Genomic DNA, 25,534 nt, shown 5'->3' with positions numbered 1-25,534 from the left:
ATGAAGAATTTTTAAAAGTAGCATAAAAATATCCAGCAAGGAAAATACCTTGCTGGATGATAAATTTAACTTTTATTTATTTTGACAGTCCACTCTACGGGTAGCAGTTCATCACGACTTTGAAATGTGTTACTCTAAAGAGTGAGTCGTCGAAGCCTGGAGTAGGGGACAGTCTTTTTATTTTCATTATTTTACTGGAAGCTTTCTGCTAATTCATTTAAGTATTCCCAGCGTTCATATTTATATTCAAGTTCTTTTTCTAGTTCAGCTTTTTCATTCATTATTTCCTGAAGTTTTGTGAAGTCAGTAGCATAAACTGCAGTACTTTCTTCAAGTGCAGCTATTTTCTTTTCTAACTGCTCTATATCAGAATCAATTGAATCATATTCCTTCTGTTCTTTATAAGAGAACTTAGTCTTTTTATCAGACTTAGGTTTCTCTTTTTCTTTCTTAGGCTCAACAACTTTTTCTGGTTTATCGTTTTCAAATTCAATTCCTTGAATTTCTCTGAAAATAGTATAATCGCTGTAGTTTCCTGTAAAGATAAAGATTCTACCATTTCCTTCATAGGCAAAAATCTTGTTACATATTCTATCTAAGAAATATCTATCGTGTGATACAGTTATTACAACACCGTCAAATTCATCAAGATAGTCTTCTAGTCTGCTAAGTGTTTCTATATCAAGGTCATTTGTAGGTTCGTCAAGCAGAAGTACATTTGGAGCGCCCATAAGAACTCTCAATAGGTGAAGTCTTCTTCTTTCACCACCAGATAATTTTTCTATCATAGTGTGCTGAAGAGTACCATTGAATAAGAATCTTTCGCACATCATAGATGCTGTGATTTTAGTTCCATCAGCAGTTGTTATATAGTCACTTTCTTCTTTGATATAATCTATAGCCTTCATATTTGGGTCCATGTGAGAGTCATCCTGAGAGAAACAACCTATTTTAACAGTTTCTCCAATCTCAACTGTACCACTATCTGGCTGTAATTTACCATTTAAAATATTTATAAGAGTAGATTTACCAAGTCCATTTTTACCTACAATACCAATTCTATCTGTTCTGGCAAGAGTGTATTCTAAATCGTCGATAACTTTTTTACCATCGAAACTTTTAGATATATTTTTTATTTCGATTATTTTTTTACCAAGTCTGCTTGATGCTACAGAGATATCTATTTTTTCGTCTTCTTTTATAACTTCACGATTAACAAGTTCATCAAATCTCTGAAGTCTAGCTTTCTGTTTAGTTGTTCTAGCTCTTGCACCTCTTTTAACCCATTTAAGCTCATTTCTGATAAGATTCTGTCTTTTATCTTCCATACTAGATTCAAGCTGAAGTCTCTCCATTTTTTTCTCTAAGAATAGAGTATAGTTTCCTTCATAGCTAAACAGTCTACCTTTGTCTAGTTCAAGGATTCTGTTTGTAACTCTATCAAGGAAGTATCTATCGTGTGTAATCATTAATAGAGAGCCTTTTCTTGAGTTTAGATATTCTTCAAGCCAGTCTATTGTATCGCTGTCTAAGTGGTTGGTAGGCTCGTCAAGCACTAGTAGCTCACAAGGTGTTATAAGTGCAGATGCAAGAGAAATTCTCTTTTTCTGACCACCTGAAAGCTCAGAAACTTTTTGGTCAAAGTTGTCTATCCCAAGCTTTGTAAGGACAGCTTTAGCATCATTTTCTAAGTCCCAAAGATTCATTGTATCTATCTGCTCCTGAACTTTTATAAGTTCGTCATTAACTTTATCAGAGTATTCTTTCTCTAATTTTTTTAATAAATCTTGATATCTTCCAAGAAGGTTTAATTCCTTTGATTCAGCTTTGAAAACCTGTTCAAGAACAGTTGCATTTTCATCGTAATCTGGGCTCTGAGGAAGGTACTCTATTCTTACTTTATTAGCTTTTGTTATTTTACCGCTGTCTATTTCCTCTACACCAGCGACAATTTTTAAAAGAGTAGACTTACCAGTTCCATTTACACCAATAAGACCAATTTTTTCACCGTCATTTATACCAAAAGAAAGATTTTCTATTAATTTTTTTTCTGAATAACTTTTACATATATTTTCAAACGTAATTAAATTCATAATATCTCCTTGCTAATTATTTATTTTCTTCGTTCATTTCATCTATAGTTTCACCGATTATTTTTATACCTTTTTCAATATCTTCAAGTGAAAGCCTAGATAACCCAAGTCTTAGGGTATCATATCCACTATTATCTGTAAAGAATATATCTCCAGGCATAAATATAACCTTTTTATTGTAGCACCTATCTAAAAGTTCTCTTGCATCAATACCTTTTAGCTTTATAAAAATATGTAGCCCTCCATCGCCTAAAATATATTCGTTGTCGATATATTTTTCGACATATTTACGAGCAACACTAAATTTTTCTCCATAGACTTTTCTTATTTTTTTTATATACTTTTCAAATTTTCCACTATTTAGATAATCAAAAAGAACTCCTTGATCTAAGAATGAAGTATGTATATTTCTACAACGTTTTACACTTAATAGCCTGTTTATAATTTTTTTGTCTGCATAAATCCATCCAATTCTCATTCCAGGGAAAAGTATTTTTGAAAAACTACCTATATATATTACCCCATTTCCAGATGTATCAAATGATGAAAGAGGGAATATATGCGAACTTGAATATAATAGTTCTTCATTGAATCCATCTTCAATGATAGGAATAGAGTATTTTTTCATAAGATTGTAGAATCTGAGTCTGCTTTCTGGTGGCATTACACTTCCCGTTGGATTGTGATATGAAGGTGTAAGATATGCAAATTTTATAGAATCTCCATTTTCCTCTAAAATATTCTCAAGCATATCAAAGTTTAGTCCATCTTTGCCAATGTCTACACCCTTTATATCTATTCCATGAGCTCTCATGATTTTTATAGAAGTATTGTGCGTTGGATTTTCACATAATATCATATCACCGGGCTTTGTAAATGAAGATAGTATCAGGTCAAATGCTTCAGTAAAACCATTTGTAACCAATGTTGTCTTAGATTTAGAAAAGGACCCTTTTTTCTTCATATACTCACCTAAAAAATCTATCAAAGGTTTATAACCCTGAGCATATCCGTAATTGAGTAATTTATGGCTTTCAACAGAAATTCTACTCATAAAGGACTTTTTAAATTCATCCATATCAAATAAATCTCCATCTGGAGAGATACTTTTAAATGAAATTAGATCAGAACTCCAGGGAATCTCATTTTTTACTATATCAAGCTCATTTGCAGTTTTTGAAAAACTATTTTCAAGACTTTCCCAATCTATATTCCAATCAGATGAAGATATTAGTTTTTCTGAGTTTACAAATGTTCCCTTTCCGTTCACAGAATATAGAAAGCCGTCAGCTTTTAGTTCGTCATATGCAGCGATAACTGAATTTCTACTGACATCTAGTATTTTTGAAAGCTCCCTTGTAGATGGAAGTTTACTGCCATTTGGAAGAAGTCCTTTATTAATAAGAGAACTTAAATAATTTTTGATTTGTATGTATATAGGAAGATTGCCTTCCAATTTAAAATCTGAAAAAATCAAATTATCACCCTCAAAAAATAAATTTATATTTTATAAATTGAAAAATAATTATTAAAAACTTTATTTCAAAGTAATTATAAAAATCATTAATCTCAATTACTATTATATTATACTTTAGAAAATAAAGTTAGAGAAAATAAAATAGAATGCATAAAAAAATAGGACTGTGCAAATTTGCAACAGTCCCATTTTTCTAATACTATATAGAATATTATTTTAGAGAGCAAGAAATTAATTTATCTAACAGCTGAGAGTAAGATATTCCTTTAGCTGCAGCACTTCTTGGTATTAAGCTAGTAGCTGTAAGTCCTGGAAGAGTGTTAAGTTCAAGAACATAAGGAACACCATTGCTTATTATAAAGTCAACTCTAACATAAGCTCTACAGTTGAATGCATCCCAACACATTCTTGAGTATTCATTTAATTTATTCTGAAGTGATTCTTCAAGATAAACAACTTCTTCAACGGCTCCATTATCTGAAGAGTATTTAGCTTCGAAATCAAAGAATTCCTGTTCTGATTTTATAGAAACTGTAGGGAATACTTCACCGTCAAGTATGAATGAAGTACATTCTTCTCCTGGTAAGTACTGTTCTATCATTACTTCAGTATCTACTTCAAGTCCTTGTCTAACAGCGTCTTCTATTCCTGCTTTTTCTTTTATCATAAAAGTAGCAACACTTGATCCACCAGAATTTGGTTTAACAAATACTGGGTATCCCATTTCTTCTATTCTGTCGTAATCTATTTCTTCTATTGATTTAACTGTTATCCAATCTGCTGTCGGTATTCCAGAGGCTTTGCATATTTTTTTAGATATATTTTTATCCATACACATTGCACTACTTAGTGGTCCACATCCAGAGTAAGGTATATCTCTAGTTTCTAATACAGATTGAACACAGCCATCTTCACCAAATTTTCCATGAAGTGCTAGGAAAGCAAAATCAACGTCATCTGGTATTTTTGTTATTATATCAGTTTTTTCATCTATTACAACTTTTATAGGTTCGTATTTTTCTCTATCAAGGCTTTCAAAAACTCCTGATCCTGATTTTAAAGATATTTCTCTTTCTGATGATATTCCACCCATCACTACTGCTATTTTCTTTTTCAAAGTTATTCACTCCTTTTGATTTGTTAAAATCTATTTATTAAATTAAAGTAATTTCTAAAAATAAAATATTCATTAATCACCTAACTATTATTATATTGTCAAATAATAATATTAAAAAGAACCGCAATACATCAACTTTAACAATGTAGTGGTTCTATTACATCTTTTTATAATTATGACAAATGAAAAAGAATATATAAATTTAATAAATTAAAAAAATGATGTATATTTAACTTTAGTGATTTGAAAAAGTAAAATTATTCTGATAAAATTTATTGTATACATTATAAAAAATGAGGTGAAATATTTGAGAGCAGAATTAATATCAGTAGGAACAGAATTATTACTTGGAGATATAGTAAACACAAATGCGCAGTATATATCAAAAGAATTGGCTGCACTTGGAATAGGAGTATTCCATCAGAGTACAGTTGGAGATAATCCACAGAGATTATTAGAATGTTTTGATGAAGCTTTAAAAAGAAGCGATTTAGTTATAACAACTGGAGGTCTTGGACCAACTAAAGACGATTTAACTAAAGAAATGGCAGCAGAATATTTTGGACAGGAAATGGTGCTTCACGAAGAATCTTGGGAGTACATAAAAGATAGATGTATGAAATTTGCACCAGATAAACCAATTCCAGAAAATAATAAAAAACAGGCGATGTTTCCAGTAGAAGCTACAGTTCTAAAAAACAACAACGGAACTGCACCAGGAGCTATATTTGAAAAAGATGGCAAGAGAATAATAGTATTGCCTGGACCACCTTGGGAAATGAAAGCTATGTTTAATGAAAGTGTTAGACCATTTTTACAGCAGTTTACAGATAGTATGCTAGTTTCTAGAGTACTTAGATTTAATGGAATAGGTGAGTCAGCTCTTGAATTAGAAATAGAGGATATATTAGATAATCAAACTAATCCAACTGTTGCGCTTTATGCAAAAGAGATGGAAGTACTTATAAGAATAACTGCTAAAGCAAAAAATGATGAAGAGGCAAAAGAGTTATTAGATGCAAAGGTTGCAGAGATTAGAGAAAGAGTTGGAAAATATATCTACGCAGAAGGTGGAGAAGAGTTAGTAGACGGAGATTCTAAAATAGAAGAAACTGTTGCTAAAATGCTTGTAGAAAAAGGTTTAACTATTGCAACAGCTGAATCTTGTACAGGTGGTTTAGTTGCTGGGACATTAATAAACTACCCTGGAATATCTGATGTATTCCTTGAAGGATGTGTAACATACTCTAACGCTGCAAAGGTAAAAAGACTTGGTGTATCTGAAGAAACTCTTGAAAAATACGGGGCAGTAAGTCCACAGACAGCTACAGAAATGGCAGAAGGTATAAGAAAAGGACTTGGGGCAGATATAGGATTATCTACAACAGGTGTTGCAGGGCCTGGTGGTGGAACAGATGAAAAACCAGTTGGTCTAGTTTATACTGCGATATCTATAAATGGAGAAACTAAAGTAAGAAAAAATAACTTTAGAGGAGATAGACAGAAGGTAAGACGTAGAGCAGTAAGACAGATATTAATAGATTTAAAAAGTATGCTTGAAGAATTGTAAAAAAACACTAAAATAATAAATTTATTGTTCTAATAGAATAATACTATAAATCAAATTTTTGAAAGAAACTGAAGAAAAGGAAGTAAATAAACTATGATAAAATATGTATTTTGTGATTTAGACGGAACTCTTTATCACAAGGGGGTTAGTGAAGAAGATGCAAAAGCTGTAAAGAAAATAGAAGAAAGTGGAAGAATTTTCAATATAGCTACAGGAAGAATATTTAGACAGGGATATGAAATGGTAAAAAATGATATATCTCTAAATGGATATTTCATAGCAGAAAATGGATCATATATATATGATAGTGAATTAAATCTAATATTTACTGGAACTTTAAGTGATGATTTAGTAAGAGAAGTAATAAAAGAATATGAAGAAATAAAGACTGTAAAAGAGATGGAAGCCGAAATATACTTTAAATTTGATGGGAATATGCTTGTGCTAAACAATGGAAGTGCATTCAACTCTTATTCTAATGATTTTATAGTAGAGCCAGATTTTGCAAATAGAGAAAGCTTTGACAACAAGGTGGGCAATATAGGATTTGCTTCTAACCATCCAGAAGAACTTGAAGAGATAGAAGCTAAGTTAAAGGAAAAATTTTCTGATAAACTAGATATTTATTTCTCTAGTGAAAATACTATAAACTTAGTGCCAAAAGGTGTAGCTAAGAATAAAGCGATAGAATACGTTGTTGAAAAAGAAGGAGTAGATCCAAAAGAAGTTGCGACAATAGGAGATTCTCCTAATGATATGAGTATGATAGCTGGTTTCGAGCATGGATTTGCTATGGCAAATGCAAGAGAAGATGTAAAAGCAGTAGCTAAGTATGTTGTAAATAATGTAGCTGAGGCATTAGAAATAATATCTAAAATAAAATAATTATAAAATATAAAAGAGTGATAATCTATGTAATGTATTATAAATACTAGATATCACTCTTTTTATTTGTAAAATAAAAAGGGGATCCGTGCTCGATCCCCGAAAATTCATAGTATAAAGATTAGTTTATGCTATCTGTAAACCTGCATTTGCATTACTATTAGAAAGTATACTTCCAAGAACAAAATCAGTAACGCTATTGCATACATAAGTAGAAAACTTTAAGTCGTTTTCTATATAATTCCCATTACTTTTGTACTGGCTGTAAAGAGTATTGAAGAAAGATTCGAATTCTCCTTCTTTTATATCTCCGTCGCCTTTGATTTTTACTAAATCAGTTTCTTTAGCTTTAGCAGCAAGCTCTCTTTCATATATAACGTGTTTATTCATGCTGTGTTTGAACTCCCATCTTTCGCTGTGAGCAACACAGAAGAAGTCACATAAGAAGTGGCATATAACACCTAGTTCCTGGCTTAGTCTGCTAGTAGAAAATACTTTTGATAAAGACTCAAGAGTTAAGCTACATAAGTACTTAATCTTTTCTATAATCATGTTGAAAGATTCTTCCATATAATGCTTTTTTAATTTATATTTTGAAAACGCATCTGGCTTAACGTTGCCGTACACGAAGTTCTTTTCACTTATTAATACTGCCTTTTTTTCATCCATATTTTCTAACACTGATTTAGCAATCTGAAAGTGTGTGTTCATTAACATATTTTTTCTCTGCACCTCGTAAAAAATTTTTCATCTAAAGTATCAAACATCCCAAGTAGAGAAGTTCGTATCACATTAGACTTACACAAAAATGATTTGTGAGAAGAAATGTCAACTGCATTTCTTTACTAATATAATAGCAGAAAAAATTGCATTTTACAAGGTTATGTAGACAAAAAAGTCATTTTTAATATCATTTTTTTATGTGCTTTCTTATAAGTCTACTAGCTTTTGATTGCGAAATTCCTAAAATTTCAGCAATTTTGTAACTACTTTTATATTTATTATAATATTCAGAAATAATCTTATTTTCGAAATTATAAATAAGAGTGTCAAAATCTTGCAAATTATTATCATCTATACAAAAACTGATATCGTTTACTTTTGAAAAAGATATAGGATGTTTTTTTTGAGAATCTTCAACAATTTTAGAATCTATATTATTATCTATACTAAATTTATCTGTTTTGTTTTTAATACTATTATCATTACAGCTATCAAAATCAGAAACAAATGAATTATTGTAAACTGATAAATTATCATCTTTGTTAGAATTATTATTTTTGATTGTATATATAATTTTTTCTGGAAGAGAATTTACATCTACGTAATTATTTTTTGATGTAAGTACGATGTTTTGCATTATATTTTGTAGCTCTCTAATATTTCCAGGAAAATTATAGCTAGCTATAAATTTAACTGCTTCATCAGATATTACTTTATCTTTCATATCAAATTGTATAGAGTATTTTTTAAAGTAGTAGCGAATCAAATTCAATAGATTATCTCCACGTTCCCTAAGAGGAGGCAATTTTATTTCTATTACATTTAATCTATAGTATAAATCCTCTCTAAAACTTCTTTCTTTTACTTTTGCTAGTATGTCCGCATTTGTAGCGGATATAATTCTTATATCTACTTTCTTTTGTTTTATTCCACCTACAGGAAGAAAGGTTTTTTCTTGTATTAATTGTAAAAACTTCGCCTGAAGTGGAAGTGGTATATCTCCAATCTCATCTAAAAATAAAGTTCCACCGTTTGCAAGCTCAACAAGCCCCACCTTTCCTTTGGAACTAGCACCTGTGAATGCACCAGATGTGTATCCAAATAACTCAGATTCTAGAAGTTGAGGAGAGATTGCTGCACAGTTTATAGTTATAAATGGACCATTTGCCCTATGACTGTGCTGGTGAATAAACTTTGCAAGTGAGCTTTTTCCAGTTCCAGATTCACCAAGTAGCATAATATTTACATTTGCCTTTGAAACTTGATCAGCAGTTTGCATAATACTCTGCATAACTGGACCGTTGCTTATAATATTGTCCTCGTATTTTAATGTAGTTCTATAGAATGTTTCTACCTCTGATTTATACTTGTTCATTTCTTTTTCTGTGGTCTGCAGTTTTGTTTTTATTTTGTTTAATTCTGTTATATCTCTTACATTTTCAACAACGTATTCAATTTCTCCATTGTCGGAAAAAACTGGTGTAGCTGTTATTAGTAAATTTTTTCCAGTATGAGTTTCTTGTTCTACTGTAATCTGATTCTTACTCTGTATAACAAGGGGAATAGGGCTCTTTGTAGCATATCCGTGATTTTCCAGGTATTCTACATTTTTTCCAATCATTTCTGATTTTGAAATTCCGTAGTTTTCTTCAAATGATTTATTACAAAATATAATCACACCATTTTTGTCAGAAACACAGATTTCGTCGTGGGAAGCTTCTATTATTTTTTGATAAAAATCTTTACTATATTTCATAATTTCCTCCTCGTGTATATTTATAAGTCAAATATAACTTAAAAATCTTATTTAGACAATATTAATCATAAGTAAATTAAAAAATAAGTTGTAAAAGACTTAAAAATAAGTCTATTTTGATTTGTATGAAGAGAAAAAGAATAAATAAGTTAAAAATGACTTAAAAATATCTACAAAAACGATAAAAAAATATATAGTCAAAATAAAAAAATGATAAAAATTGAAATAATCATAAGAAAAAAACTGTATATATTGCAAACGCTAACTTTTATAAATGTTAAATGTAAAAATAAAAATACTATATAAATGGCATGTATTTTGCTATTCAAATATAATGTAATAATAAAAAATTGAGGGGGTAATTATATGAAAAAAGGTGCAAATTCATACGTATTTATAGCAATGGCAGGGATTTTATGGTCTACGCTAGGATTATTTGGAAATATGCTTATGGAAAGAGGTCTTTCATCTGAACAGGTTGCATTTACTAGATTATTTATAGGATTTATAGTGTTATCATTATATTCGCTAATAAGAAGACCAGAAGTTTTAAAAATAAATTTAAAATGTCTTTTATATTGTGGAGCAATAGGAATAATATGTCAGGGGCTTTTTAATAAATGTTATTTTAAAGCAGTAGAAGTGACTGGTGTTTCAATAGCTGCAGTTCTTTTATATACTTCACCATTGTTTTTAGCGGTATTTTCAAAAATAGTTTATAAAGAAAAAATGACTAGAGCTAAGATAATTTCTCTAATTTTATGCTGTATTGGAGCAATTATGGCAGTTACTGGTGGAGTACTTGATCTAAAAGGAATAAATACATACGGAATAATAATGGGAATAATGGCAGCAATAACTTATGCATTAATGCCAATAATAAGTAAAAATGCATTAAAAGAATTTTCAAGTGAAACAATTTTAATCTATGGATTTTTATTTGGAGCAATATTTATGATACCTTCAGCAAAACCAGTTGAAATGATAGGATTTGTTACAGACATGAATGTACTTCCATATATGATACTTCTAGGAGTATTCCCAGCGGCGATGGCATATATATTCTACGCTGAGGGAATTGCAAGAGGTTGTGAGCTTTCAATAGTAGGTGTTGTAGCATCTGTTGAGCTTATAGCTGCATCTATAATAGGATGGACTGTAGTAGGTGAAGTATTCACTATTGGAAAAGCTATAGGAGTTGCAATAATGTTTGTATCAGCATTTACAGCAGTTGCTGGAAATAAAGAAGTTGAAACAGAAGTTGTTGAGGAAATGGAAGCAGAAGCATACGTTGGATAGCTTTAATTAAACAAATTTATATTTATAAAGTTAAATTATATAGGGTGAATTTTTATAGAATGATTTAAAGGCTGTTACATTTTAGGGGAGAAAATGTAGCAGCTTTTTTAGAATATTTATAGAAAAAGTTAAGAATTCCTCAAGAATAAGAAGGTATAATAAGAGCATATATCAAATATATATATTAAAGAAACAAATAAAAATAAATATTAAAACTAATATTTATTTAATTTGTATCATATAGATAAGAGGGGTTTTATTATGGAGCACATTCAAAATTTATTATATATAGCACAGGATAATTTAATATTATCTATAATTGCAGGTCTTTTTAGTGCATTTATAGAGAGTTTTATACCAGCGCTTCCACTCGTAGCAATAGTTTCTGCAAATGCTGCAATATTTGGTATGTTCAAAGGTCTTGTCATATCGTGGATTGGATCAGGGCTAGGTACAACGGCGCTATTTTTAGTGGTGTCTAGATTTAGAAATATTAGGATTTTAAAGTGGCTTTTAAAGAATAATAAAGTAGATTCGGTAATAGAATGGGTTGATAAAAAAGGTTTCAGTATTTTGTTCCTAGCTTATGCATGTCCATTTATGCCTAGTTGCCGGGCCACTTTGGCATCTGCACTTTGTGGCAAGAAAAAATTAATAGACTTTATACCACCTATGTTGACTGGTAAGTTTGTAATGTTTATAATAATAAGTTATATTTCTGAAGATATAACAGGATTTATACATAGTCCAATAAAAATAGGATTATTTATAGGATTAACTTTAGTTTCGTGGATAATAGGTAAGAGATTTAATAAGAAGCTAGAACAGCACGAAGAAGAAATAGAAGCTAGTATAGTTAAGATAGAAGAAAGTACTAAAAAAATCAAACATATTCAGGAAGTAAAGAGAGAACATAAAAAAGAAATAAAAGAAGAAAAGAAAGAACAGAAAAAGGAAAAAAGAAATCTAAAAAAACAACAAAAGAAGAGATTTGTAAATATAACAATCGATAAGTCAAATAAAAAATATAGAAAAAAGAAAGAAGATGAACAAGAATAAATTACATATAATCTACTAGTAAAGTTCACTTTTTTTAGAGATTTGTTGTATAATCTAATAAGTAGAAATTTTTAGTAGAAGGAGAAATTTTTTAAGATGAAGGAAATACTTAAAGGTCAGAAAGTTGAACTTACAAGAGATATACCAGAATTAGAAAATGTTTTGGTTGAATTTGATTATAGAGTAAATAATTATTTAAAGAAAGATGATTTTGAAATGGGTACAGCTGTTTTCTTAACTGATGGTAGCGGAACTATGACTAGCTACGAAGATTTTATCTACAGTGAAAATAGAGAGCATCCATCTGAATCAGTTAAATTAAACGAAAGAGAAGATAAAGTTTACATAACTATGTCTAAAATACCTAATAAAATAAGAAAGATAGCATTTGCACTTACTTTAACTGAGTACGGTGATGTATTTAGATATTACGATAGATTTGACTATTTATCTATGAGAATAATAGATTTAGATCGAGAAGAAGTAATATATAACTACCAGATAAATGATAGTGTAGGTCAGAATACAGAGATAGTATTTGGTGAAATGTATAGACACAACGGTGAATGGAAATTTAATGTAAATACAGATTATCTAGATGGAGGTCTTTTAAGTCTAGGTAAAAAATTTGGTCTAGGAATTTAGCTATTATCACAGGAGGTGATAATTATGAAGGGAATTGCATTAGAAGGTGGATCATCAAAAGGCGCATACCATTTAGGAGTACTAAAGGCACTTTTTGAAAGAGGATATAAATTTAAAGGAGCTGTTGGAACATCTATAGGTGCATTTAATGCAGCTATGATAGTTCAGGGTGACTTTGATGTATGCTACAATATGTGGAAAAATATGCAACCTGAGACATTATTCAATGTGGATAACCAGTTTATGGAGAATTTGCTCGACAAGAATATAGATAGAAGTATGTTAGAATATGCATCTACTGAAGCAAAAAAAGTCATAGCAAATAAAGGAATTGATACTACAAAGCTTAGAAGAATTTTGGATACTTATATAGATGAGGATAAAATCCGCGCATCTGAAATGGATTTTGGTCTTGTTACAGTTGAGTTTGACGGATTAAAACCTGTACCAGTGGAGATTTTTAAGGAGGATATTCCTAAAGGCAAGATAAAGGACTACATAATGGCTAGTGCAAATCTGCCTGTTTTTAAAAGTGAAGATATAGATGGTAAATTCTTTATAGATGGGGGATTTTATGATAATTGTCCTCTAAGGCTTTTAGAAAGCAAAGGGTATGATGATTTAATAGCTGTTAGAGTTTCTCCAAACAGAAAACTTAGAGAGCCTATAAAAGAGGATACTAAGTTTATAGAAATAAAACCTTCTGAGCCACTTGGGAGAGGTCTTATATTCAGCAATGATACTATAAGAAGAAATATGCTTAGAGGATATTTTGACCGGATTAAAAAAATTGAAGGATTAAAAGGAAATAAATACTACATAGATGGAATAACAGACGATGAGTTTATGAATAGATTGATTTCTTATCCAGATGAAAAGATATTACCTTATGCAGAAAGCAGAGGAGTTGTTGGTAAAAATCCAAAAAGAATTCTCTTTGAAAATCTTATTCCAGAAACTGCAGAAGCTTTAAAAATGGGAAAAGATGCGACTTATCAAGATATTTTTATAGCGTTGCTTGAGTCTATAGCAGAGGGGAAAAAGATTAAAAAATTTAAGGTTTATTCATTGGATGAATTTATAGACTGTATAAATAAATCTGAGGACGATGATTCATCTAGTTCAAAATTATCTGAGCTTAAAAAGGCAGCATTTAGACTTGCAAAACCAATAGAAAAGATAACTCCTATAACTTTTAAGGAAAGTATTCTAAAGGAATTTGAAGAGAGTATGTTGGATGATATAGGATATCATGTAAGTCAGCTGGAAAGTTATGAAAAGAATGAAGATAAAGATGATGATGGTTGGGATTAGATAAGTATTAAAAAAATAAATATTTAGAATTAAAAAATTTGACAGTTTGATAAAAATCTTATATTATAAAAATGACAATCAAATATGTTCGGATGACGACTGCATTAGAGACTTTGTAAAAAGCGCCGAAGAAGCAAAACAGAAATTTCATCTTGTTTCTGTGGAAACTGACAGGCAAAAGGAGGGCAGTCTGACGATACTTTGGAGAGAGTGATTAAATTCACCGCCTACGAGGATATAACCAACTGGCAAAAGGACAGAGATATGGATGCATTTATTTGTGTATCTGTATCTCTTTTTATGTTTTTGTAAGGTTGGTATTTTTTATTCCTATTTACAATAAAAAGAGAAATCCATATTTGTGTAAGATGCAAGACTATATATACAAAGAGGAGATAAGAATTATGAGAATGTTATTAGTAGGTGCCGGAGCAGTCGGCGAATCAATTTTAAGGATTTTAAAAGAAAGAGATAAAAGTAGCAATTGGCTAGAGCTTGTAGTTGTTTCTGACTACGATTTAGAGAGAGCAAAAGAGGTTTGTGATAATCTAGGAGATTACGATAGATTTAAGCCTGAATTTGTAAATGCAAAATCAAAAGAAAGTATGAAAGAACTTGTAAAAAAATATAACTTAGATTTTGTTATGGATGCAACAGCTCCATTTTTAAGTAATTATATATTTGATGCAGCATTTGAGGCGGGAGTAAATTACGGAAATATGGGAACTTGGTCTGTTCCAATGGAAAATCCTGCATTTGGTTTAGGTATAGAAAATAGTTATACAGAGCCTATGACAAAATACAACTTTGATAGACACGAAAAATGGGCAGAAAATGGACAGTTAGCTTGTATATGCATGGGAATAGATCCAGGAGTTGTAAATGTATTTGCAAAATACGCAGCAACAGAATTATTTGATGAAATAAAAGAAATACATGTAAAAGACGGTGGAAATCTTCAGATACATTCTGCAGATAAAGACGATATTATATTTGGATTTAATGTGTGGACGGTTTTAGATGAATGTATGAATCCTAATGTTGAATGGGATAAAAACAACGGTGGATTTATAGTAGAAGATGCCTTTGCTGGTGAAGAAAAATTTGATATGCCAGAAGTAGGTGAAAACACATTAGTCAAAATTGAGCACGAAGAAACTGTTACAATGCCTAGATACCTTGAACAGTACGGACTAGAAAGAGTTACGTATAAAATATCTCTTGATGAAAACTTAATGAACGCATTAAAAGTTATAGATAAGTTAGGACTTAGAGGAACTAAGCCTGTAGAAGTCGGTGGAGTGAAGGTTTCACCTAGAGATGTTGTAGCTGCGTGTGCTCCTCAGCCTAAAGATATAGGAAATGAAATGGTTGGAGAAATGTGCGTTGGTATACATTGTAAAGGAATTAAAGACGGCAAAGAAAAAGAAATAATGATGTACCAGACATTTGATAATCAGGAATCTATGAAGGATTGGGGAATGCAGGCTGTAGTTGCTCAGACAGGATTTGGAGCAGCAATAGCAATAGAGCTTATAGGTAGAGGAATATGGACAGGAGAAGGTGTATACTCTCCAGAATATTTTGATCCGATGCCATACCTAAACATAATGGATGAAGCTGGATTTGATTATAAAATAAAAGAAATGTAAACGTATAAGTTAATAACTTTAGGATAGTGAAGTCATAGAAAAACTCCTCTACAGGCAATCAAGTTGCATTGTAGAGGAGTTTTTTTCTATCTTCTTCAATACACTAAGTTAGTTATTATTCTCTATTCTTGTAATTCTTCGTTTGCGTCAGGCATCCATGATGTTTTAAACCTTCTTTTGTTTTTACACATCATATAATCTGTTCTACTCACTAAATCAAATATAGATTTATCATAACCAAATTTATAAGAGTCATATCCTAAAGAAGTAATCATTTTAATATCGTGTAGTTTGTTGTAAGAAGATACCACAGATTGGAATAACTCTATATATCTCTCAACTTTTTCTTTAGGTTCGTTTTTGATAAGAATAATGAACTCATCACCACCTATTCTAAAACAGTTGCCGATATCTTCAAAAGTATCTTCTATACTATCTGCTAAATTTTGTATTAATTTATCCCCATGAGAATAACCAAAATTATTATTTACGTATTTAATATCTGACAAATCTATAGAAATAGCCCAATATGAATTAAAATCATTTATATTTTTATCATCTTCTGTTAACTGCTTTTCAAAAGACTGCCTATTTTTCATTGATGTAAGGATATCTTTATATACTAGTTTTTCTCTCATATATATCAATGTTTTATTTCTGTATTCTTTTACAAAATTATCAATAAGGGCAACTGTAGCCACTATTGAGAATATTAAAATTCCTAAAATTATTATCTCTATACTTTCACCCAAAGCACCGCCTACTATGCTAAGTATAAGTATTAAATTAGCTGAAGAAAAAATAGGGGTAATACTTTTTTCTCTATATATATTTGCAGCTAAAAATGTAGTAAGCAGTAAACCAATAAAAAGTATTATATAAATAAAAGTATCAGAATGTTCTACTGGGAAAATAGATACATTATCTAATAAAAATACTGCAATCGTAACGACAACTGCAAATCTATTAACTAGCTTTATAAAATGAAAGTATTTACTATTACAATATGCCTGATAAAGTTTTAATAGAGGAATTATAGATAATCCTAAAAATAAAAATCCATAGCTTGTATCAGGATATTTAAATGAAAATAGTGGAAGAGCCACCATTGCATCAAATAATCCTAGATATAAAAAATCCATAGAGCTTACTTCATTCATATACCTATCTAAAAGTGAAAACATAAAAATTGTAAATAATCCGTATAAAAAAAGCATATAATTTGTGCTTAATATTAACTTTTGACTTGTTAAAATTAAATCCCCCGCCATAAAAAACACCTCTTGCAAATAATTTTATTAAGATAATTATAGCACATAACGATTATTAAAAATTTTTTTTCAAAAAAATTGATATTTTTTTAAAATTAAACTCAAGCCGTTGAAAATACTAGGTTTACTAAAATTAAAAAGTTTATCTATGAGATAAATAAAAGTTAGCGCAAGAGATAAATTTTCACAAAAACTTGCTTTGACATTCATTTAAAAAAGGACTATGATAGGGTTAACGAAAGAGGAAGAAACGAGGTGAGTAAAGTGCTTGAGATAAATAGTTCATCAAAAGTTGATGTAGATCAAAAATATACAGAAAGTAGAAACCTCGTACCCAAGAAGGATAAGTATTCAAATATATGCTTAAAAAATTTCGTCAAGGTTGTAGAAGGGTCTTATACAAAAAAAGATTTAATTCCACTTATGCTTATAGAAGCTATGGATAGAGAGAATAAGATAAGAATGACTTTAGATGAAATGGCAGAAATCTTTGATTATCCGAAAACATCTCTTTCGACATTGTTTACAAAGTTGAAGAAAAGAGACTTTATTCAGAGGGTAAGAAATGGGGAGTATATGATAAACCCAGCTATCTCTTATAAGGGCAGCAAACCAGAAAGAGATCAGCTAATGGAGGAGTACAATTCCTTATCCAAGAAAAAATATAAATAGGAAGAAGGGATTTAGATGCTGAAGCTAGATAGAAATATACTCCAGTGGTTTGATTCCTTTTTTGAAGAACAGAGAACTTCTCTTCAAAAAAGTAACTTTATCTGTAAACTATATAAATTTGAAGATAAAGGCAGACAAAAGACAGCTCTTACTTTAGAAAAGGATAATCCAAAGTACTGGAAGATATACTTTGAAATGCCACAAGAGTTGGCGGTAAAGCTTGAAAAAAACGTACATCCAATTTTTAGGGAGTATATATATGAACAAATATCAATATACAACAATAACAGAATGTATAATTTTATAAACTCTAATCTAATTGGAGTATTCAACAATGTAGCCTTTTACAGCTATGATCAAAATTCAGGTGCATACACTATGAATTTTAGAAACTCATTCTTAGAAAAATGCAACAATCTCATGGTTGGAGAGGATAGACAGATTGATACAAATCTATATTTAAATGCATCTTCAAATGATTTGTTTAGATTTTTCAATGAGGATAAGAGTTTTGTAATGAATTTAAGGTTTGATACTACTAGGGGAGAAAATCTTCTAGATAGTTTAATAGATTTGAGAAAATCTATAATAATAAATGATAGAGCATAAAAATGGAGGGATAGATTATGGACGTAGAAAAAATGACAGTAAGAGTACAGAAGAGTCTGAATGAAGCTTTCCAAGAGGCTGTCAGACATAACAACCAGCAGGTTGATACAATACATTTATTTTCAGCATTAATGAATCAGGAAGATGGATTAATTCCTAATATAATAGAAAAAATGGGAATATCTCCAGATTCAGTTAGAAGATCTGTAGAAAATGAATTAGATAGAATACCTAAAGTTTATGGGGAAGGAGCTCAATCTCAGGGGGTTACAGCTACTAGAAGAATAAACGAGGTACTTTTAAAAGCAGAAGAAATATCAAAGGACTTCAAAGATTCATATATAAGTGTTGAACACGTTATGCTTGCTATTATAGAGCTTGAAAAAAATACAGCTACAGGCAAGATATTAAAAGAATTTGGTATAACTAAGGATGCATTCTTAGGTGTACTTCACCAGGTAAGGGGAAATCAGAGAGTAGATACTCAGGATCCAGAGGGTACATACGATGCATTAGCTAAATACGGTACAAATTTAGTAGATTTAGCTAAAAAGAATAAATTAGACCCAGTAATTGGTAGAGATGACGAAATAAGACGTGTTATCAGAATATTATCAAGAAGAACTAAAAACAACCCAGTTTTAATAGGTGAACCTGGTGTTGGTAAAACTGCAATAGTTGAAGGGTTAGCAGAAAGAATAGTTAGAGGAGATGTTCCTGAAGGTCTAAAAGACAAAATAATATTCTCACTTGATATGGGTGCATTAATAGCAGGTGCAAAATACAGAGGAGAATTTGAAGAAAGATTAAAAGCAGTACTTAAAGAAGTTCAGGGCTCTGATGGTAAGATAATATTATTCATAGATGAAATCCACAATATAGTTGGAGCAGGTAAAACAGAAGGATCTATGGATGCAGGTAACTTAATAAAACCAATGCTTGCTAGAGGTGAATTAAACTGCATAGGTGCTACAACATTCGACGAATATAGAAAATATATAGAAAAGGATAAAGCACTAGAAAGAAGATTCCAGACAGTAATAGCAGAAGAACCTAGTGTTGAAGATACAATATCAATACTAAGAGGATTAAAAGAAAGATTTGAAATACATCATGGTATAAGAATCCACGATAATGCAATAGTTGCAGCTGCAAAATTATCAGATAGATATATAAGTGATAGATTCCTACCAGATAAAGCTATAGATTTAATAGATGAAGCTAGTGCAATGATAAGAAGTGAAATAGACTCTCTTCCAACAGAACTAGACTCAATAAGAAGAAAATTATTTACTCTAGAAACTGAAAGAGAAGCACTTCTAAAAGAAGAAGACGATAAGAGTAAAGCAAGATTAATAGATATACAGAGAGAAATAGCTGAATTAAAATCTATGAATGATGAAATGACAGCTAAATACGATAAAGAAAAATCTTACATAACAGAAATTAAAAACTTAAAATCTCAGTTAGATGATGCTAGAGGTAGAGTAGAAAAATACGAAAGAGAATACGACTATAATAAAGCAGCTGAAGTTAAATACAGTGAAATACCTCACTTAGAAGAATCTATAAAAGAAAAAGAAGAACGGATGAAAAATGCATCTGAAACACCACTTCTAAAAGAAGATGTAACAGAAGACGAAATATCAGAAATAGTATCAAAATGGACTGGTATACCTGTTACAAAACTTCTTGAAGGAGAAAGAGAAAAACTTCTTAAACTAGAAGATGAATTACATAAGAGAGTAATAGGTCAGGATAAGGCTGTTACAGCTGTATCTGATGCTGTAATAAGAGCAAGAGCTGGACTAAAAGATGAAAATAAACCAATAGGATCATTCATATTCTTAGGACCTACAGGTGTTGGTAAAACAGAACTTGCAAAAACTTTAGCTAGAAACTTATTCGATAGCGAAGATAATATAATCAGAATAGATATGTCTGAGTACATGGAAAAACACTCAGTATCTAGATTAGTTGGTCCACCTCCAGGATATGTAGGATACGAAGAAGGAGGACAGCTAACTGAAGCTGTAAGAAGAAAACCATACTCAGTTATACTATTCGACGAAATAGAAAAAGCTCACGAAGACGTATTTAATATATTCTTACAGATATTAGATGACGGTAGACTTACAGACAACAAAGGTAAAACAGTTGACTTCAAGAATACTATAATCATAATGACATCTAATATAGGTAGTCAGTACTTACTTGAATCAGGTGGAAACATAACTGAAGAAGTAAATGATGTTGTAATGAGCGAAATGAAACACAGATTTAAACCAGAATTCCTAAACAGAGTAGACGATATTATAATGTTCACTCCTCTAAATAGAGAAGAAATCAAACAGATAATAGATATATTCATGCAGGGATTAAGAAATAGATTAGCAGATAGAGAAATAAAAATAGAACTTACTGATGGAGCTAAAGAAGTAATGATAAATGAAGGCTATGACCCAGTATATGGAGCTAGACCATTAAAGAGATACATCAGTGGTACATTAGAAACTATGCTTGCTAAGAAATTAATCTCAGGCGAAATATACAATGGATCTACTGTTGTAATAGATGGAGCTGGAGATAATATAAATATAACAGTTAAATAGGCGTACCCTGTTTTCAAAAGCTATTAGATAAAATATAATAAGCTTGAAAAATTAAATTAGATATATGTGTAGCCCTACCAAAAGTGCTGCTGTTAAGATATTATGATAGATATCTTGCAGCAGCATTTTTATTGTAAAAAATAAATATAAAAAAAATAATATATAAAAATAAATAGATAACTTTGAAAAAGTTTGCAAATAATGTTAAAATAAAAACCGTAAGAAAACGTTTCTTGAAGTGGCTGGTTGTCGTGGTAAAACAATCAATTATAAAAAATAATAATCTGCGTGTAGAATGGGACCCTTAGAAGACCCATTCTTTTTTTTGTAAAAAATTTTTAACAAAATTATTATATACTTGCAAATCTTTTATAAACTGATAAAAAATAAAAAAATTTTTTGAATTGTAAAAAATACTAAGCAATTGAAATTTCAATAGATTGAATAAAGAAGAAAAATTGCATGTGATGTTAATTTTCTGAAAACAGAAAAAACTATGAAAAAATGTATTGACAAAATTTACGAAAAATTATATAGTATTAATCAAGATAGATGAACACAAAACATCAAATAGAAAAAATTAATAAACAACGTCTTATCAAGAGTGGTGGAGGGACTGGCCCTGTGAAACCCGGCAACCGGTATAAATATATACAGCGGTGCTAAATCCTGCAACTAGTAATAATCAGTTGATAGATGAGTATAAATCCGTACAGTAATGCCCGAGTTTTATACTCGGGCTTTTTTTAGATTTATTGATGAGATGGAAGCAAGGAAAGGAAGGAAGATAGTATGATTTCAGTAAAGAATGTTAATAAATTCTTTGGGGAAAAGCAAGTTCTGAAAGATGTGAATATTGAGATAAATGAAGGTGAGATTTTTGGTATCATAGGACACAGTGGTGCAGGAAAATCTACAATATTAAGATGTATGAATGGACTTGAACCATATCAGGAAGGTAGCGTAAAAGTAGATGGCAAAGAGGTTAAAGACCTTAACGAAAAAGAAATGAGAGAGTTAAGAAAAGACTTAGGAATGATATTCCAGCATTTCTCACTACTAGAAAGAAAAACAGTATTTGAAAATGTAGCACTTCCTCTAGAATGCTTTGGATACTCAAAAGCAGAAAAAGAAAAAAGAGTAATGGAGCTTTTAGAATTAGTAGGGTTAAAGGAAAGAAGAAATGATAAACCTAGAAACTTATCCGGTGGTCAGAAACAGAGAGTTGCAATAGCAAGAGCATTAGCACTTAATCCAAAAGTTCTATTATGTGACGAGGCAACATCAGCACTTGACCCAAATACAACTAAATCAATCCTTACTTTAATAGAAGATATAAACAAAAAGATGGGAATAACAGTAGTAGTTGTAACTCATCAGATGGAAGTTATAAAACAGATATGTGGAAGAATAGCAATAATGGAAAATGGACAGGTATTAGAAGTAGGAGAAACAGAAGAAATATTCCTAAAAAATACAGCAGGCCTTAGAAAATTACTTGGAGAAGAAAATATAGTTCTTCCAGAGGGAACAAACGTAAAAATATTATTCCCTAAAGACATATCAAACGATTCAATAATAACAAGTATGGCTAGGGAATTAGACATAGACGTATCTATAGTATTTGGTAGACTTGAAAAATTCAAAGACGATGTACTTGGATCTTTAATAATAAACGTGCCAAATGAAAATGGAGAGGCAGTTAAAAAATTCTTAACTGATAAAGATATAAGATGGGAGGAAATAGAAAATGTCAATTAGCGATTTCTTAAGTAAATTATTCCTTGGAGCATTAGGGGAAACAATATACATGACATTGGTTCCTACAGTATTAGCAACAATCATAGGATTTGTGATGGCAGTTATACTAGTACTTACAAAACCAAATGGGCTAAGCCCAAACAAAACAGTAAACTCAATAGTAGGATTTATAGTAAATATTTTAAGAAGTTTCCCATTCATTATATTAATGATAGCAATGATACCTTTAACTAGATTAATAGTTGGAACAAGTATAGGAGAAACAGCAGCTATAGTTCCAATAACAATAGGTTCAGCACCATTTATAGCTAGAGTAATAGAAAGTGCTTTAAATGAAGTTGATGAAGGACTTATAGAAGCAGCAAGATCATTTGGAGCAACAAAATCTCAGATAATATGGAAGGTTATGGTGAAAGAAGCAATGCCTTCAATAATATCAGGTATAACACTTTCAATAATATCAATACTTGGTTGTACAGCAATGGCAGGAGCAGTTGGAGCTGGAGGATTTGGTAAAGTAGCTATAGTTTATGGATACCAGAGCTTTGATGATAACGTAATGTTATACACAGTAGTAGCTCTTGCAATATTAGTACAGATAATACAGTCATTAGGAAATGTAATATACAAAAAACTAAAATAATAAAACATAAAAATATAATAAAACTAGGATAAATAGATTTAAAATATAGAAAAAATAAAATTTAAAGCAATAGCCTATAACTCGAGGTATTCGAGATTATAAAAAATCCTTAGGTAGCTGCAGAACCTAAGGATATACATCAAACTGAAAATAATCAGTAATTATAAAAATCATAAGGTAAAGAACTATAGTTTAGGAGGACAAAACAATGAAATTAAAAAAATTATTATCAGTAGCAATAGCATCAGTAATAGCATTATCAGTAGTAGGATGTGGATCAAAATCGGCAGAAGACGATAAAAAAATAGTAGTAGGAGCAACAGCTAACCCACATGCAGTAATTCTTAATGAAGCAGTAAAACCAATACTTGAAAAAGAAGGATATGAATTAGAAGTACAGGAATTCAGTGACTATGTACTACCAAATACAGCACTAGATGAAGGTTCATTAGATGCTAACTACTTCCAGCATATACCATACTTAGAAGAAACAGTTAAAGAAAAAGGATATAAATTAACATATACAGCAAAAGTTCATATAGAACCAATGGGTGTATACTCAAATGATTTAAAATCTTTAGCTGATTTACCAGATGGAGCAAAAGTAGCTATACCTAATGACCCAACAAATGGATCAAGAGCACTAGAATTATTAGCTAAAAATGGAATAATAAAATTAGCAGACAAAGAATTAGTTACAAAAGTAGATATAACAGAAAATCCTAAAAATATAGAAGTAATAGATATGAATGCAGAACAGTTACCAACAGCTTTAGCAGATGTAGATGCAGCAGTTATAAACTCTAACTATGCTTTAGAAGCAGATCTTAACCCAACTAAAGATGCTATAGCACTAGAAGAAGCAGATTCTCCATACGTTAATATATTAGCTTGTAGAGAAGACAACAAAGACAGCGAAAAAATAAAAGTATTATCAGAAGCTTTAAATAGTGATGAAGTAAAAACATTCATAGAAGAAAAATTCAACGGAGCTATAATACCAGCTTTCTAATAAAGTAAACCAGATTAAACCATAAAGATATTAGAAAAACTCAATAGTAAATAATAAAGCCCTACAGATTAAAATGAATAATAAATCTGTAGGGTTTCTTTCTATAAATAAAAGTTATTAAAAATTTTAATAATACTAATATAAAAACAAAATTTATACTATAATTAATTTTAAATCAAGAAAATAATCTTCATAATAATAAAAGAGAAAACACTTTTCAAACTGTTAAAATAAAAAAATATACCCTTAAAGATAAAAATTGAATGTATACAAAAATTATTCTGATAATAGATTGTTTTTTATCAGAAAAAAATATACAATAAAGGTATAAAGAAAAATTCTTAAAAAATAAAGCACATAAGAATTTTCTAAATTTTTTGTCTACATAAAAATATGTGGCACTATAGTATATAAAAAATAAATCTGTAGGGGTGAGCTTAATGAATAAAAATATAGGTGCTAAAATAAAAAGACTCAGAACACAGAAACAGATGACTCTTAAAGATATGAGCGAAAAAACTAATCTATCAATAGGATTTTTATCGCAGCTAGAAAGAGGTCTTACAAGTGTAGCTACAGACTCACTTGAAAAAATTGCTGATGTATTAGAAGTAGATTTAACTTACTTCTTTATGAAACCAAAAGAACACAAAAAAACCGTTATAAGAAGTTATGAAAAAGAAGTATTTGAGATAACAGATGGTAAATATATAAACTATCATCTATCTTCTAATCTGACTGACAAAATAATGTTTCCAAAATTAATAGAGATACTTCCTGGGACTGCAGAAAGCGATGGCTTTAATTACTCTGGAGAGGAATTTATATATGTTCTAGAAGGTATATTAACTCTAAAGATGGCTGAATCAGAGGTAGACCTATATCCAGGAGATTCAATACACTATTCATATAAGAATAAAGTAATGTTAAAAAATGGAGAAGACAGTAAAATAGTCAATCAGAATCACTCATTATTAAATAAAACTAATAAGGTTACAAAAATAATAATAGTAAGTGTACCAAATCCATATTTTGAAGAAGAAAAAAATAAATAATCATTAAAAATAGGATGTTTTGTTTTGAGACATCCTATTTTGTAATTATATTAAAATAAAAAAATATACATCATAAAATATGATAGTAAGATTAATAATTTTATAATAAAAAAGAGGTTTTGGCATGAAATTTAAATCATTATTTAAAAGGCGAACTGTCAAGCTAAGTGCAACAGTTTATCATAAAATATCTCGAATGGTGTTTTAAACCCTAAACATTTTCTTGGTCTAGTATTTAGTTTATACTCAACTAACTGAACTAGTTCGTGAGGAACATTTGTAATATCAAAGCCCTTCGGGAAATATTCT

Annotated in this window: 20 protein-coding genes and 2 riboswitches; of the genes, 14 read left to right on the top strand and 6 right to left on the bottom strand. The window is 30.2% G+C overall.

Features of this window, described 5'->3' with window-relative positions; all coding sequences use genetic code 11:
• Nucleotides 1-191: 191 nt before the first annotated feature.
• The 3 genes from ACK2WN_RS09550 to ACK2WN_RS09540 form a co-directional block, all read right to left on the bottom strand.
• Entirely contained in the window at nucleotides 192-2,093 is a 1,902-nt protein-coding gene (locus ACK2WN_RS09550; protein ID WP_416155439.1) for an ABC-F family ATP-binding cassette domain-containing protein, read from the bottom strand.
• A gap of 16 nt (nucleotides 2,094-2,109) precedes the next feature.
• Nucleotides 2,110-3,570 (bottom strand): PLP-dependent aminotransferase family protein, encoded by a 1,461-nt coding sequence (locus ACK2WN_RS09545; protein WP_300530701.1) that lies wholly within the window; start codon nucleotides 3,568-3,570, stop codon nucleotides 2,110-2,112.
• Between the two features lie 211 nt (nucleotides 3,571-3,781).
• Nucleotides 3,782-4,687 carry a D-alanine--D-alanine ligase gene (locus ACK2WN_RS09540; RefSeq protein ID WP_416155438.1) on the bottom strand — a complete coding sequence of 302 codons (906 nt, stop codon included), beginning with the start codon at nucleotides 4,685-4,687 and terminating at the stop codon, nucleotides 3,782-3,784.
• A gap of 307 nt (nucleotides 4,688-4,994) precedes the next feature.
• Between ACK2WN_RS09540 and ACK2WN_RS09535 the strand changes: the two genes are divergently transcribed.
• Both ACK2WN_RS09535 and ACK2WN_RS09530 read left to right on the top strand, forming a co-directional pair.
• Nucleotides 4,995-6,257 carry a competence/damage-inducible protein A gene (locus ACK2WN_RS09535; RefSeq protein ID WP_300530706.1) on the top strand — a complete coding sequence of 421 codons (1,263 nt, stop codon included), beginning with the start codon at nucleotides 4,995-4,997 and terminating at the stop codon, nucleotides 6,255-6,257.
• Nucleotides 6,258-6,350: 93 nt separating this feature from the next.
• Nucleotides 6,351-7,142, top strand: coding sequence for a Cof-type HAD-IIB family hydrolase (locus ACK2WN_RS09530; RefSeq protein ID WP_300530708.1), 792 nt, complete (start codon nucleotides 6,351-6,353; stop codon nucleotides 7,140-7,142).
• Between the two features lie 126 nt (nucleotides 7,143-7,268).
• On the opposite strand, the gene ACK2WN_RS09525 is transcribed toward ACK2WN_RS09530, so the two are convergent.
• Both ACK2WN_RS09525 and ACK2WN_RS09520 read right to left on the bottom strand, forming a co-directional pair.
• Complete coding sequence (locus ACK2WN_RS09525) at nucleotides 7,269-7,859, bottom strand: zinc dependent phospholipase C family protein (protein ID WP_300530606.1); 591 nt, start codon at nucleotides 7,857-7,859, stop codon at nucleotides 7,269-7,271.
• 193 nt (nucleotides 7,860-8,052) lie between these two features.
• The gene (locus ACK2WN_RS09520) at nucleotides 8,053-9,621 is read right to left on the bottom strand and encodes a sigma-54 interaction domain-containing protein (protein WP_416155437.1); all 1,569 of its coding nucleotides are present in this window, start codon (nucleotides 9,619-9,621) and stop codon (nucleotides 8,053-8,055) included.
• Between the two features lie 366 nt (nucleotides 9,622-9,987).
• On the opposite strand from ACK2WN_RS09520, the gene ACK2WN_RS09515 reads away from it, so the two are divergent.
• The 5 genes from ACK2WN_RS09515 to ACK2WN_RS09495 all read left to right on the top strand — a co-directional run bounded on the left by ACK2WN_RS09515 (nucleotide 9,988) and on the right by ACK2WN_RS09495 (nucleotide 15,590).
• Nucleotides 9,988-10,920, top strand: a complete 933-nt coding sequence (locus ACK2WN_RS09515) for a DMT family transporter (protein WP_300530600.1) — start codon at nucleotides 9,988-9,990, stop codon at nucleotides 10,918-10,920.
• 261 nt (nucleotides 10,921-11,181) lie between these two features.
• On the top strand, nucleotides 11,182-11,979 hold the full coding sequence (locus ACK2WN_RS09510; RefSeq protein ID WP_416155436.1) for a TVP38/TMEM64 family protein: 798 nt from the start codon (nucleotides 11,182-11,184) through the stop codon (nucleotides 11,977-11,979).
• Between the two features lie 96 nt (nucleotides 11,980-12,075).
• Nucleotides 12,076-12,624, top strand: coding sequence for a TerD family protein (locus tag ACK2WN_RS09505; RefSeq protein ID WP_118548961.1), 549 nt, complete (start codon nucleotides 12,076-12,078; stop codon nucleotides 12,622-12,624).
• Between the two features lie 24 nt (nucleotides 12,625-12,648).
• Entirely contained in the window at nucleotides 12,649-13,938 is a 1,290-nt protein-coding gene (locus tag ACK2WN_RS09500) for a patatin-like phospholipase family protein (RefSeq protein ID WP_300530591.1), read from the top strand.
• A 92-nt stretch (nucleotides 13,939-14,030) separates the two neighbouring features.
• Nucleotides 14,031-14,134: riboswitch (glycine riboswitch) on the top strand.
• Between the two features lie 208 nt (nucleotides 14,135-14,342).
• Nucleotides 14,343-15,590 (top strand): saccharopine dehydrogenase family protein, encoded by a 1,248-nt coding sequence (locus ACK2WN_RS09495; RefSeq protein WP_416155435.1) that lies wholly within the window; start codon nucleotides 14,343-14,345, stop codon nucleotides 15,588-15,590.
• Nucleotides 15,591-15,712: 122 nt separating this feature from the next.
• On the opposite strand, the gene ACK2WN_RS09490 is transcribed toward ACK2WN_RS09495, so the two are convergent.
• Nucleotides 15,713-16,861, bottom strand: coding sequence for a GGDEF domain-containing protein (locus ACK2WN_RS09490; RefSeq protein ID WP_416155434.1), 1,149 nt, complete (start codon nucleotides 16,859-16,861; stop codon nucleotides 15,713-15,715).
• A gap of 255 nt (nucleotides 16,862-17,116) precedes the next feature.
• Here ACK2WN_RS09490 and ACK2WN_RS09485 point away from each other — a divergent pair, with 255 nt between their 5' ends.
• The 7 genes from ACK2WN_RS09485 (at nucleotide 17,117) to ACK2WN_RS09455 (ending at nucleotide 25,225) form a co-directional block, all read left to right on the top strand.
• Nucleotides 17,117-17,533 carry a replication/maintenance protein RepL gene (locus ACK2WN_RS09485; protein ID WP_329981771.1) on the top strand — a complete coding sequence of 139 codons (417 nt, stop codon included), beginning with the start codon at nucleotides 17,117-17,119 and terminating at the stop codon, nucleotides 17,531-17,533.
• A gap of 15 nt (nucleotides 17,534-17,548) precedes the next feature.
• Nucleotides 17,549-18,142, top strand: a complete 594-nt coding sequence (locus ACK2WN_RS09480) for a hypothetical protein (protein ID WP_300530579.1) — start codon at nucleotides 17,549-17,551, stop codon at nucleotides 18,140-18,142.
• A 17-nt stretch (nucleotides 18,143-18,159) separates the two neighbouring features.
• Nucleotides 18,160-20,754 carry an ATP-dependent chaperone ClpB gene (gene clpB / locus ACK2WN_RS09475; RefSeq protein ID WP_300530576.1) on the top strand — a complete coding sequence of 865 codons (2,595 nt, stop codon included), beginning with the start codon at nucleotides 18,160-18,162 and terminating at the stop codon, nucleotides 20,752-20,754.
• Between the two features lie 592 nt (nucleotides 20,755-21,346).
• A riboswitch (SAM riboswitch) is annotated at nucleotides 21,347-21,457 on the top strand.
• An 89-nt stretch (nucleotides 21,458-21,546) separates the two neighbouring features.
• On the top strand, nucleotides 21,547-22,515 hold the full coding sequence (locus ACK2WN_RS09470) for a methionine ABC transporter ATP-binding protein (RefSeq protein WP_416155433.1): 969 nt from the start codon (nucleotides 21,547-21,549) through the stop codon (nucleotides 22,513-22,515).
• Nucleotides 22,505-23,158 carry a methionine ABC transporter permease gene (locus ACK2WN_RS09465; protein WP_201417027.1) on the top strand — a complete coding sequence of 218 codons (654 nt, stop codon included), beginning with the start codon at nucleotides 22,505-22,507 and terminating at the stop codon, nucleotides 23,156-23,158. Before ACK2WN_RS09470 ends, ACK2WN_RS09465 begins: the two co-directional genes overlap by 11 nt.
• Nucleotides 23,159-23,366: 208 nt before the next feature.
• The gene (locus tag ACK2WN_RS09460) at nucleotides 23,367-24,170 is read left to right on the top strand and encodes a MetQ/NlpA family ABC transporter substrate-binding protein (protein ID WP_300531823.1); all 804 of its coding nucleotides are present in this window, start codon (nucleotides 23,367-23,369) and stop codon (nucleotides 24,168-24,170) included.
• 440 nt (nucleotides 24,171-24,610) lie between these two features.
• The gene (locus ACK2WN_RS09455; RefSeq protein WP_300531821.1) at nucleotides 24,611-25,225 is read left to right on the top strand and encodes a helix-turn-helix domain-containing protein; all 615 of its coding nucleotides are present in this window, start codon (nucleotides 24,611-24,613) and stop codon (nucleotides 25,223-25,225) included.
• The last annotated feature ends 309 nt before the right edge of the window (nucleotides 25,226-25,534 follow it).

It is taken from the genome of Peptacetobacter sp. AB800 (genome assembly GCF_047807365.1).
In the GTDB taxonomy this organism is placed as follows: Bacteria; Bacillota; Clostridia; order Peptostreptococcales; family Peptostreptococcaceae; genus Peptacetobacter.
This window is presented reverse-complemented; position numbering and strand designations above follow the sequence as displayed.